General features: G+C 33.0%; 12 protein-coding genes. 9 read left to right on the top strand and 3 right to left on the bottom strand.

The genetic code is table 11. The annotated features are described in order from the left end of the window. Positions 1-56: 56 nt before the first annotated feature. The 3 genes from FIA58_RS16655 to ileS all read right to left on the bottom strand — a co-directional run bounded on the left by FIA58_RS16655 (position 57) and on the right by ileS (position 4,576). Positions 57-650 (bottom strand): lipoprotein signal peptidase, encoded by a 594-nt coding sequence (locus tag FIA58_RS16655; RefSeq protein ID WP_140963828.1) that lies wholly within the window; start codon positions 648-650, stop codon positions 57-59. An 82-nt stretch (positions 651-732) separates the two neighbouring features. After that, positions 733-1,113 (bottom strand): TraR/DksA family transcriptional regulator, encoded by a 381-nt coding sequence (locus FIA58_RS16650; RefSeq protein WP_140963918.1) that lies wholly within the window; start codon positions 1,111-1,113, stop codon positions 733-735. Positions 1,114-1,174: 61 nt separating this feature from the next. Continuing rightward, entirely contained in the window at positions 1,175-4,576 is a 3,402-nt protein-coding gene (ileS, locus tag FIA58_RS16645) for an isoleucine--tRNA ligase (RefSeq protein ID WP_140963827.1), read from the bottom strand. A gap of 307 nt (positions 4,577-4,883) precedes the next feature. Between ileS and FIA58_RS16640 the strand changes: the two genes are divergently transcribed. The 9 genes from FIA58_RS16640 (at position 4,884) to FIA58_RS16600 (ending at position 11,672) form a co-directional block, all read left to right on the top strand. Further along, positions 4,884-5,627 (top strand): hypothetical protein, encoded by a 744-nt coding sequence (locus FIA58_RS16640; protein ID WP_140963826.1) that lies wholly within the window; start codon positions 4,884-4,886, stop codon positions 5,625-5,627. A 70-nt stretch (positions 5,628-5,697) separates the two neighbouring features. Then, complete coding sequence (gene xerA / locus FIA58_RS16635; RefSeq protein ID WP_140963825.1) at positions 5,698-6,738, top strand: site-specific tyrosine recombinase/integron integrase; 1,041 nt, start codon at positions 5,698-5,700, stop codon at positions 6,736-6,738. A gap of 358 nt (positions 6,739-7,096) precedes the next feature. Further along, positions 7,097-8,140, top strand: coding sequence for an SDR family oxidoreductase (locus FIA58_RS16630; RefSeq protein ID WP_140963824.1), 1,044 nt, complete (start codon positions 7,097-7,099; stop codon positions 8,138-8,140). A 22-nt stretch (positions 8,141-8,162) separates the two neighbouring features. Continuing rightward, positions 8,163-8,771, top strand: a complete 609-nt coding sequence (locus FIA58_RS16625; protein ID WP_140963823.1) for a nuclear transport factor 2 family protein — start codon at positions 8,163-8,165, stop codon at positions 8,769-8,771. 82 nt (positions 8,772-8,853) lie between these two features. Beyond that, on the top strand, positions 8,854-9,327 hold the full coding sequence (locus FIA58_RS16620; protein ID WP_140963822.1) for a DUF2147 domain-containing protein: 474 nt from the start codon (positions 8,854-8,856) through the stop codon (positions 9,325-9,327). Positions 9,328-9,340: 13 nt separating this feature from the next. Further along, a complete protein-coding gene (locus FIA58_RS16615; RefSeq protein ID WP_140963821.1) occupies positions 9,341-10,117 on the top strand; it encodes a helix-turn-helix domain-containing protein in 777 nt (258 codons plus the stop codon). A 53-nt stretch (positions 10,118-10,170) separates the two neighbouring features. Continuing rightward, on the top strand, positions 10,171-10,809 hold the full coding sequence (locus tag FIA58_RS16610) for a class I SAM-dependent methyltransferase (RefSeq protein WP_140963820.1): 639 nt from the start codon (positions 10,171-10,173) through the stop codon (positions 10,807-10,809). Between the two features lie 141 nt (positions 10,810-10,950). Beyond that, on the top strand, positions 10,951-11,214 hold the full coding sequence (locus FIA58_RS16605) for a hypothetical protein (RefSeq protein WP_140963819.1): 264 nt from the start codon (positions 10,951-10,953) through the stop codon (positions 11,212-11,214). Further along, positions 11,202-11,672, top strand: coding sequence for a macro domain-containing protein (locus FIA58_RS16600; RefSeq protein ID WP_140963818.1), 471 nt, complete (start codon positions 11,202-11,204; stop codon positions 11,670-11,672). Before FIA58_RS16605 ends, FIA58_RS16600 begins: the two co-directional genes overlap by 13 nt. Positions 11,673-11,917: the final 245 nt, after the last annotated feature.

Below are 11,917 nucleotides of genomic sequence, written 5' to 3'. Positions count from 1 at the left end.
CGCTTTGTTTAAACAAAGCGCTTTTTTTATTATATATAATAAACACCAAAACTAATTTACTTTGCAAAAGCTCTCTTATTAAAAACAATTAATATTCCTACTCCTGTTGAAATTGCCATATCTGCAATATTAAAAATAGCATTAAAGAAAGAGAAGTGCTTTCCTCCAAAGAATGGCAACCATTCTGGTAGATTTCCTTCCCAAAAAGGAAAATAAAGCATATCTACTACTTCTCCATGAAACCAAGTCCCATAAGGTTGATCTGCAAATGCTGTTGCTACCTGATGATAGCTATCATTAAATACTACTCCATAAAAGACAGAATCAATAATATTACCAATAGCACCAGCTAATATTAAAGATATTGCCGTAATTAAATAATTAGACTGATTCTTTTTAACTGAATCCCAAAGCCACCAAGCAATACCAGGTACAACTAACAATCTAAAAAGGGTAAGTGCTAATTTTCCATGTTCACCTGGAATTACTGCACCCCAGGCCATTCCTTCGTTTTCAATAAAATGAATACGAAACCATTCAAAAACTTTTATTTCTTCATTAATAAAAAAATGTGTTTTTATATAAATCTTAGAGATTTGATCTATAAGTAGAATAAGGATTACTATGAAATAAGCTTTCTTTAATGACATTCTGTTAAAATTTGAACAAAAATAAGGATTTTAATAAAAAAAAACGCCCCTATAGGAGCGTTAATATAATTTTATAATAAGATTAACGTTGCAAGTTTTTTGCTTCTATACTCATCGTAGCATGCGGAACCACTTTTAAGCGCTCTTTACCAATTAATTTACCCGTCACTTTGCAAATACCATACGTTTTATTTTCAACTCGGAAAAGGGCGTTTTTTAAATCTCTAATAAACTTCTCTTGACGAGTAGCTAGTTGAGAATTCGCTTCTTTTGACATGGTTTCACTACCTTCCTCAAATGCTTTGAATGTTGGAGAAGTATCATCTGTTCCATTATTCAAATCATTCATATAAGCACTTCTAATTAAATCTAAATCTGCTTGTGCTTTCTCAATTTTTTTTAATAAAATCTCTTTAAACTCAGCTAAATCTGCGTCTGAATATCTTAATTTATCATCAACCATCATTTCTATGTATTAAGGTTATTACTAATGGTTCCTATCTAGAAAGAATTTTTCAAAAACCCTATTTCGATATTAACACAACTGTTTTTACTTCATCAAACTCAATTTCTATACCGTTTTCTATTTTTGGTACAAAAATTAATTCATCTGTTAAAGTTTCTGATTTAATATAGTGTTCATTCTCTAAAACTGATTGCTCAATGGTAGCATTATTTTGAATATGCACTTTTATTTTATCTGTAACTTCAAATCCAGAATCTTTTCTAATATTTTGAATTCTATTTACTAACTCCCTAGCTACTCCTTCATTACGCAATTTTTCATCTATAACAATATCTAGCGCAACTGTAATCCCATTTGAATTAGCCACTAACCAACCTGGAATATCTTGCGATGAAATCTCAACATCTTCGGATGTTAAAGTAATACTTTTTCCTGATATTTCAAGCATTATTTCACCCACTTTGTCCAAAATATTAATTTGATCAGCAGACATAGATTGTATCTCTTTGGAAATCAAACCCATATCTTTTCCAAAACGCGGCCCAAGTGCTTTAAAATTAGGCTTTATTTGTTTAACCAATACTCCTGAAGCATCATCCAACAACTCTATTTCTTTTACATTTACTTCTGCTTTAATCAGGTCTGAAACTGCTTCGATTTCTGACTTAAAAGCTTTGTCAAGCACTGGAATCATTATCTTTTGCAATGGTTGACGTACTTTTATTGATTCTTTTTTTCGTAATGACAACACTAGTGAAGAAACTGTTTGTGCTTTCAACATCCTACTCTCTAGTGATTTATCAACAAAGTTTTCAACCGTTTTTGGAAATTCAGCTAAATGAACACTTTCAAAATTTTCTTTATTTGTAGCTAAATTTAAATCTTTATACAACCTATCCATAAAGAATGGAGCTACTGGTGCTGCTAGTTTTGCAACCGTTTCCAAACAAGTATATAAAGTTTGATAAGCTGCTATTTTATCTGTTCCATATTCACCTTTCCAGAATCTTCTTCTACACAAACGTACGTACCAGTTACTTAAATTCTCCTGAACAAAGTCAGATATTGCTCTTGATGCTTTTGTTGGTTCATAATCCGCATAGGCTTCATCCACCACTTTTATTAAAGTATGTAATTCTGATAAAACCCAACGATCGATTTCTGGTCTTTCATTTAAAGGGATTTCATCTTCTGCATATGTAAAACCATCAATGTTAGCATATAACGCAAAGAAAGAATACGTATTGTATAGTGTTCCAAAGAATTTACGTCTTACCTCGGCTACTCCTTCAATATCAAACTTAAGGTTATCCCAAGGATTGGCATTGGAAATCATATACCAACGCGTTGCATCTGGACCATAATCTGCTAAAGTAGTAAATGGATCTACTGCATTTCCTAAACGTTTCGACATTTTCTGTCCGTTTTTGTCAAGCACTAAACCATTTGAAACTACATTTTTATACGCAATTTTATCGAATACTAATGTTCCAATCGCATGTAAGGTATAAAACCATCCACGGGTTTGATCTACTCCTTCTGCGATAAAATCGGCTGGAAAATCTTGATTTTCGTCTATTTTTTCTTTGTTTTCAAAAGGATAATGCCATTGTGCATACGGCATAGATCCTGAGTCGAACCATACGTCAATTAAGTCACTTTCGCGTTTCATTGGTTTACCCGAAGCAGAAACTAATATAATTTCATCCACTACATTTTTATGTAAATCGACTAAATCGTAGTTTTCTTCACTCATATTTCCTATTTGAAACCCTTTGAATGGATTTTCTTTTTGGAAACCAGCAGCGATTGATTTTTCTATTTCATTGTATAATTCTTCTACTGAACCTACTAAAATTTCTTCTGTACCTTCTTCGTTTCTCCAAATTGGCAATGGAATTCCCCAATACCTTGAACGCGATAAGTTCCAATCATTGGCATTTTTTAACCAATTTCCAAAACGACCTTCTCCAGTTGCTTTTGGCTTCCAGTTGATGGTTTCGTTTAAGTCGAACATGCGTTCTTTCACCTCTGTTACTTTTATAAACCAAGAATCTAATGGATAATATAGAATTGGTTTATCGGTTCTCCAACAATGTGGGTAACTGTGCACGTATTTTTCAACCTTAAAGGCTTTGTTTTCTTCTTTTAACTGAATAGCGATTTCTACATCTGCTGAACGTTCTGGAGCTTCCCCATCGTTGTAATATTCGTTCTTTACGTATTTTCCAGAATACTCGCCAAGACCTTGAATGAACTTCCCTTGTAAATCGACTAAAGGTACTAAATTATCATTGGCATCTTTCACTAACATTGGAGGCACTTCTGGTTTTGCTTCTTTAGCTACTTTAGCATCATCAGCTCCAAAAGTAGGTGCTGTGTGTACAATTCCTGTTCCATCTTCTGTAGTTACAAAATCTCCTGAAATTACTCTAAAAGCATTTTCAGGATTATCATTTGGCAAAGCCAATGGCATTAACTGTTCGTAACGCATTCCTACTAAATCAGCTCCTTTGAACTCTTTTAAAACTTGAAAAGGTATTTTCTTGTCACCTTCTTTAAAGTTTTCAAAATCTGATGCTTCAGCAGATTCGAAGAATGTTTTTCCGAATTGTTTTCCTACTAAGTTTTTAGCTAGAATAACTTTTACTGGTCGAAAGGTATATTGGTTAAACGTTTCAACCAAAACATAATCGATTTTTGGACCAACGGTTAAAGCGGTATTTGATGGTAAAGTCCAAGGAGTTGTAGTCCAAGCTAAGATATGAATGTCTCCTAGGTCTTGTAAAAAACTTGGTAAACTTTCATTTATTGCTTTGAATTGTGCTACAACTGTAGTATCGGTAACATCTCTATAACTTCCTGGTTGGTTTACTTCGTGCGAAGACAAACCTGTTCCTGCTTTTGGAGAATAGGGCTGGATGGTGTAGCCTTTGTACAGTAAATCCTTATCATAAATTTGCTTTAACAACCACCAAACGGTTTCCATGTATTTCGACTTGTACGTTACATATGGATCTTCCATATCTACCCAATAGCCCATTTTTTCTGTTAGGTCGTTCCAAACATCTGTGTAACGCATAACTGTGCGTTTACAAGCTTCGTTGTATTCTGCAACTGAAATTTTAGTTCCAATGTCTTCTTTGGTGATTCCTAATTCTTTTTCGGTACCTAATTCTACAGGTAGGCCGTGTGTGTCCCAACCTGCTTTACGCTTTACTTGGTATCCTTTTTGTGTTTTATAACGACAGAAAATATCTTTAATAGCACGTGCCATTACGTGGTGAATACCAGGCAATCCGTTTGCTGAAGGTGGTCCTTCAAAAAACACATAGGGTTGGTTTCCTTCTCGTGTGGTTACACTTTTATCGAAGATGTTTTCTTTTTTCCAAAAATCCAATACTTCAGACGCTACTGTGGGTAAGTCAAGTCCTTTATATTCAGTAAATTTAGTACTCATTATATCGCTTTCTTATTTGAAGATGCGAAAATACTAAATTTCGAATAATTGTACCGTTTTTTAGATGAAAAAAAGAGATTGTGGTATAAGTAACATTTATTTTGTTTAAAAGTGGTATTTAAGATTGCTTTTTTTATGTTGTTTTTATTGTATCTCGTTTTCAATATGCTTATGTATTACACCTAAAATTGATTTTATTAAGCTGTTCTTATCTATTTACTTATATTTTACTATTTTTATTATTCCTTATAAAGACGTTATAAAGACGACATATATACGTTATAAATACAGTATAAATAAATTGATTATGGCTAAACAAAAAGGTATAGTAACACTTGTAGGCACTCTAGATGGTATTAATTTTTATACTAGAAAAGGGAAAGCGGTTGCTCGAAAAGCTGGTGGTGGCTTTACGGGAGCTAAAATTAAAAAGAGTCCTAACATGGTGCGTGTTAGAGAAAATAATTCAGAGTTTGCAAATTGTTCTCGGTTTAAGAAGCAATTTAAAGATGCTTTACATCCTTTTTTTAGGGATTATAAAAATGGTGATTTGCATGGTAAGATGATGCGTTTGTTCTTGGCAATAAAGGATTGTGATTTAATTTCAGAACGTGGTAAACGTAGCATTGCGAATGGATTGCAAACACAGATGGGGCAAGAGTTATTATTACAATTTCAATTTACTGGTTTTCACTTGTCATTTTTAAGAGGCAGTTTTAATCCTATTACTTCGGCTTTTTCTTTGGATGGTTTTGCTGTTTCTATGTTGCCTTTTCCGATAGGTTCTACACACTTAATTATTGATTATGGTGTCCTTTTATTTGATTCTAATTTTTCAAAAGCTGTGCTACACAAAAGTAGTACTTCTTTAACAATCGCTAAAAACTGTCCTTTTGATGATACTCTTTTTGGTTTTGATTCTGCTTTGCCATTCTCGGAAATGTGGATGGGCATTTTAACGTATCGTTTTGTACAAGAAGTTAATGGCCATTTTTATCCGTTAAAGGATCAATCTTTTTTCGGATTGCAAGTAGTGGGAATTAACTTTTAATCTATTTTTTTAGAGTTCTTTTTAATCTTATTTTTCTTTCTTATTTTTGATTGTATATAAGCCACACAAAATGAACTGGAGAGCCCAATTAATTACCTATAAAAAGGAAAAACGTATTGCTGTTATTTTTGATAAAGATGCTAGACTAATTGCTCGTATCAAAACTTTTAAAGATGCACGATGGAGTGTTTCAAAAGGATATTGGCATTTGCCAGATACCATTGAAAATAGAAATCGTTTCAGAATTCCTTCAACTCCTGTTCCTTCAGATGAAGGAATACAAGAATTGAGAAAGTTTAAACACTGGTTACAATCTAAACGATACAGCGACAATACTATCAAAACTTATGGAGAGGCACTAAAATCGTTTTTAACGTTTTTCAATCATAAATCTGTTTTTGAAATCACAAACGATGATGTTATTCTATATACTATTGAATACATTCTAAAAAACAGACTTTCTTCCTCTTACCAAAACCAACTTGTGAATGCTATAAAATTATATTTCAAAACCATTCACAATGAAATCCTTGTCATTGATAAAATTCATCGTCCACAACGAGAAAAAGTTTTACCTAATGTTTTGAGTAAGGAGGAAGTAAAACAAATTCTTTCTGCACATACTAATTTAAAACATAAAGTAATGCTTTCCATGATTTACAGCTGTGGTTTGAGAAGAAGTGAATTATTAAATTTAAGACCAAACGATATTGATTCTAAAAGAAATATTGTAATAATTAGACAATCTAAAGGCAAAAAAGATAGAATTACTCCATTATCTCCAAAAATATTAGAAATGTTACGGAATTATTATATAGCATATAAACCTAAGACTTGGTTATTTGAAGGACAAAATAAAGGGGAACAATATTCTGAACAAAGTCTGCAAAGTATTCTAAAACAAGCCTTACAAAAAACAAAAATTACTAAACCCGTAACCTTACATTGGTTGCGACACAGTTATGCCACACATCTACTTGAAAGTGGAACAGATTTACGTTATATTCAAGAATTATTAGGTCATAATAGTAGTAAAACAACTGAAATATACACGCATGTAAGTACAAAAAGCATACAACAAATTAAAAGTCCATTTGATGAATTGTACTGATTTTTATATATTTACAAATGAAATACTGTATGATGTTTATCATACATATCTACCCAAAAATAGAGAGATATGTATGACTGCGTCATACATATAAACAAGTTGTGGGCAATGTGAACAAACCTACGAACAGCCGTTACAAATTCCCGTCAGAAAACAATTTGCACGTTGAACACCGAAAATGAAAATGAGGTTGGAGAATATGGACTTTTTGAAATCATAGAGGTGGATTAAAATCAACTAATGTTTTTATAAATTGTAAACCCCAAACCTGAACCTTTCAAGAAAAACAACTTGGACTTTTGAAGAAAGTTGATTGAAATATTTATGGGCACCTTTGTACTATAAATATTAAAAAGAAATGAAACCAAAAGAAACGGTATTAGTCACGGGAGGCACAGGCTTTGTCGGACTACAAATAGTTTTTCAACTATTACAAAAAGGATATAAGGTAAACACAACGCTTCGTTCTTTAAAAAGTATAGACAACGTAATCGAAAGCTTAAAATCTAATGGCATCACAACCTTTGAAAACTTATCTTTTTTTGAAACGAATCTCACAGACGATAAAAACTGGGACAAAGCAATGCAAGGTTGCAAATATGTATTGAGTGTTGCCTCACCCGTTTTTTTTGAAGTCCCAAAAGATGAAAATGAGGCAATTCGTCCTGCAGTAGAAGGGATACTTCGTGTGCTAAAATTTGCTAAAAAAGAAGGTGTAAAACGAGTGGTGATGACCTCAAACTTTGGAGCGGTAGGTTTTAGCCAGACCGATAAAACCAGAGCTACAACAGAAGCTGATTGGACAGATACTAAACTTAGCGGCCTTTCTGTTTACGAAAAATCAAAAACCTTAGCAGAAAAAGCCGCTTGGAATTTTATCAAAAATGAAGGTAGCAATTTGGAATTTGCAACTATCAATCCTGTTGCCATTTTAGGACCTTCGTTAAATGCTCATGTTTCAGAAAGCTTTAATTTCCTGAAACATATGCTTGATGGCTCTATGAAAGCTGTGCCTCCCATTACATTGAACATTGTAGATGTTCGAGATGTGGCAGCCCTACATATTCTTGCAATGGAAACTCCTGATGCAAACCGTAAAAGATTTATTGCTACTGCCGATGGACAAATATCAATGCCTGAAATTGCAATATTTTTACGAAAAACATTTCCTGATATTTCTTCAAAAGTGTCAACCAAAACATTACCTGTATTTCTGGTAAAATTTGGTTCCCTATTTAATGCACAAGCCAAACAAGGGGTTATGTTAATAAAAGTGAATAGAAATGTAAGCAATGCACAAGCCAAAGATATTTTAGATTGGACACCAATAGCAACTAACGAAGAGGCTATAATGGCTTCTGTGGAAAGTTTGGTGAAATATGATATTATCACTTCCAATTAATACAACTTAAGAGATTTTAATTATGAATAATTTAGAATTCAAAATAAAACATTCAATGGATATTCAAGCAGTGTCTCAATTGGTAATAAACGAACGTCATTACCGAGACAGAGGTTGGTGCGAAAAATGGAAGGATTGTTTTGCAGATGACTCTCTGGTTGAAATAAGTTGGTTCAAAGGAACTGGGGCTGAATTTGTTGAACAAACTCGGCTTCATTCAGTTCAGGGGCGACACCGGCTTTCACCACCCAGCGTACAAGTAAATGGTGACAGAGCATACGTTGAATTGCCCCTTGCTATTGAATTCCGAAATATTATTGGAGATGTTGAAGCCGACCTTGTTTCTTATACACGTTCACAATATCGTGCCATACGCTTAGGTGGAATATGGCGTATAGTAAAACTTACCGCAATCTACGAACGGGATACACTTACGCCCACTATACCAGGCACTACGCTAATCCTTGATACCGAATCACTGAAGAAATACAGGCCTTCGTATCGCTTCATTTCCTATAATATCAAAAATCTTGGTATAGAGCCTAAAAACGATTTGTTAGGTGAAGATAAACCTGAAGCGATTACAGCGTTTTATGAAAAAGAAATGGCATGGTTGAAAGGTGAGCAGTAGAGATACATTTATTCGTATTAGACAAACAGCCTTAATGGATGGAAAGCATAATAAATATGACAGCATTAAATAAAAAACTCAAATGAAAAAAAGGCGATATTTTATAATCATTACCACAATTCTTCTCATAGTTACAGTAATAATGGCACAGACACCAGACATAGATAAGGACTTTAAAGATTCTGATAAAATAATTGGTACTTGGGTAAGTAAAGCCAAAGATTCTAGAATGGAAATTTACAAATCTAATGACTCATATAAAGGCAGATTAATAGAAGGATGGGGACTTGAACTATATGAAGATGATGGTGTTACGCTTACACAAGACAGCAAAAATCCTGATAAAAGTTTGCGAGACAGAACGCTAAAAAATATGGAATTTATTTCCGAAATGACCTTTGAAAAAGGTGCATATAAAGGTGGTGAAATATATATGGCTAAATTAGGAAAATCTATGAAATGTAAAATGTACTTTAAAGGCGAAGAGCTTCGTGTTCGGATTTATGTAGGAATTCCTATTTTAGGAACGACAAAAAAGTGGACAAGAGTTCAATAAAAAATGCTTTTTAATGATTGATAGAAGTAAAGATTTACAACCTAACATTTTAACCGAACAGTTTATACCAGACCACGTGTTCGTTTATTTAGAAAAAGGAACGCTGGAATGTTATGATGGGAATAAAAATTACACTTTTCAGGAAGGTGATATTTGCATTGCCCGTAAGAATAGGTTAGCACGATACAAAGTAAAGTCAAACATCGAATACAAGTTCTTTTGTTTTGACGAAGATTTTCTGAAAGTAATTCAAAAAAAACACCATATAAAACCCGTTACGCTTACTACTAAAGATACGTTCTTAAAAATCCCGAATAATGAATTGCTATTGTCGTTCATTCAATCCTTAAGTCCGTATTTGAAAAACAACCAAAATATTGACAAAACGTTTCAGGAAATTAAATATGAAGAATTGCTTTTTATTTTGCTTAAAAATCAGCCTGAGTTAGCAGGACTATTTTTTGACTTTTCTGTTCCGCATAAAATAGATTTAGAATCATTTATGGAGACCAATTTCACATTCAACGTTTCAATACAGCACTTTGCCTTTCTTACGGGACGAAGTCTTTCAGCTTTCAAAAGAGATTTTAAGGAAATATTTAATGAAACACCAAGTCGATGGCTAACGCAAAAACGTTTAAAAGAAGCTTATTTTCTTATTGACCAAAAGAATAAAAAACCGACTGAAGTATATCTCGATTTGGGTTTTGAAACGCTTTCACATTTTTCGTTTGCGTTTAAAAAGCATTTTGGTATATCACCAACAGAATTAATTAAAAAGCTTAACTAACTTATCAAGGCCAGTTTATTCTTAAATTCAAATACACGTACATTTGAAAAATTATGACAGAATTTTGGGAAACAGCATTTAACAACAAGCAAGAAATGTGGGGTTTGAACTCCGCAAAATCGGCTTTGATTGCCAAAGAATTCTTTGTTGAAAACCATGTCAAAACGGTTCTGATTCCGGGAATTGGATACGGACGAAATGCTCAACCATTTATCAATAATGGGATTGAAGTTACAGGAATTGAAATTTCAAAAACAGCCATAGAAATTGCAAAAAAGCATTACGGTTCTGAATTACACATTTTTCACGGTTCTGTAACCGAAATGTCTTTTGACAACAAAAAATATGACGGCATTTTTTGTTATGCTCTTATTCATTTATTGGACAGCGAAGAAAGAAAAAAGCTAATTCAAGATTGCTACAGCCAATTGAACGAAAACGGATTTATGATTTTTACTGCTATAAACAAAAATGCAAAGCAATATGGTCAAGGCGAATTGATAAGCAAAGACCGCTATGAAATACATAAAGGGGCTAAAATATTCTATTACGACCAAGAATCGGTAAATTCAGAGTTTGACAAATTTGGACTTTTTGAAATCACAGAAGTGGATGAAAATCAGCCAATGTACCTGATGAAATGCCAAAAAAGAATAGAAAACACTGCCCACAACAATGTATATAAAAAATAGGCGAGATAGTAGTAAATTCAAGGCTTTTGGCTCGCATCAAACTTTTTTCTTAATCGAAAGTTCGGTGCTTCGAAATCGCCTACTTTTCATATACTAACCGTTGGCATTCATTTCTGAGCGAAATCAGAAAATTGAAAAAATATGAAATATTATAAGTACAAATGGAATGAATTAAGAGGAGATAAATTCGACAATTGGGGATTTTCACTATGGTATTTTGAAATCGGAAATGACCAGTTTCCAAGCAGACAAATAGAAATCTATGAAAATGGGGAAATTCTCAAATATTCAGAAGAAAAACTCGAAGATGAATTTGGCTTTCTTGGAGACCAAAAATTGGATTTAACTGAATTTAATGGGGTTGAATGCACAAAAGAAGAATTTGAAATAAATTGGAAAAGATAGAATACATAAAAGGAGATGCAACTTATCCAATTGGAATTGGGAATAAATTAATTGTTCATATTTGTAACGATATTGGAGCTTGGGGAAAAGGTTTTGTTTTAGCAATATCAAAAAGATGGAAAAATCCAGAATTACTATACAAAGAATGGTTTAAAGCTGGAGTGAATTTTGAACTTGGAGAGGTTCAGTTTGTAAAAATTGAATCTGACTTATTTATAGCTAATATGATTGGACAACATAAAATAAGAAAATCTAAAACTGAAATTCCAATTAGATATAAAGCTGTTAGAAATTGCTTGAAAAAAGTTGCTGATTTTGCAGAAGGAAATGATTTTTCTGTGCATATGCCAAGAATTGGTTGTGGACTTGCAGGTGGAAAATGGAATGAAATTGAGCCAATAATAAAAGAGGAATTAATAAACAGGAATATAAAGGTAACTGTTTATGATTTTGAATAAAAAACGAAATGCCAACACCGTATAAAATTAATTGCTAGTGCAAGCTTACTTGCGAAAATCCTCGCGGATTTTCTATTCGGTTTGTATTTGCTAAATTAGGTGCTTGAACCACGCAACTAATCTTATACAAACACGTTACCTGTAATACGAAAAAACATCCGTATCTTAAATGAAAGACATTGAATTAATCAAACTTTATGAAGAATCATACAAAGGGCAATATGATGATTTATTTGAGTCTTTAG

The sequence above is a fragment of the Flavobacterium jejuense genome, assembly GCF_006491595.2.
Classification (GTDB): domain Bacteria; phylum Bacteroidota; class Bacteroidia; order Flavobacteriales; family Flavobacteriaceae; genus Flavobacterium; species Flavobacterium jejuense.
Note: the sequence above shows the minus strand (reverse complement) of the source record. Positions and strands in the feature narration are given on the sequence as shown.

Coding starts and splice junctions, on each gene's coding strand:
- FIA58_RS16655 (WP_140963828.1), bottom strand. CDS start 650: ATGTCATTAAAGAAAGCTTATTTCATAGTAATCCTTATTCTACTTATA.
- FIA58_RS16650 (WP_140963918.1), bottom strand. CDS start 1,113: ATGGTTGATGATAAATTAAGATATTCAGACGCAGATTTAGCTGAGTTT.
- ileS (WP_140963827.1), bottom strand. CDS start 4,576: ATGAGTACTAAATTTACTGAATATAAAGGACTTGACTTACCCACAGTA.
- FIA58_RS16640 (WP_140963826.1), top strand. CDS start 4,884: ATGGCTAAACAAAAAGGTATAGTAACACTTGTAGGCACTCTAGATGGT.
- xerA (WP_140963825.1), top strand. CDS start 5,698: ATGAACTGGAGAGCCCAATTAATTACCTATAAAAAGGAAAAACGTATT.
- FIA58_RS16630 (WP_140963824.1), top strand. CDS start 7,097: ATGAAACCAAAAGAAACGGTATTAGTCACGGGAGGCACAGGCTTTGTC.
- FIA58_RS16625 (WP_140963823.1), top strand. CDS start 8,163: ATGAATAATTTAGAATTCAAAATAAAACATTCAATGGATATTCAAGCA.
- FIA58_RS16620 (WP_140963822.1), top strand. CDS start 8,854: ATGAAAAAAAGGCGATATTTTATAATCATTACCACAATTCTTCTCATA.
- FIA58_RS16615 (WP_140963821.1), top strand. CDS start 9,341: ATGATTGATAGAAGTAAAGATTTACAACCTAACATTTTAACCGAACAG.
- FIA58_RS16610 (WP_140963820.1), top strand. CDS start 10,171: ATGACAGAATTTTGGGAAACAGCATTTAACAACAAGCAAGAAATGTGG.
- FIA58_RS16605 (WP_140963819.1), top strand. CDS start 10,951: ATGAAATATTATAAGTACAAATGGAATGAATTAAGAGGAGATAAATTC.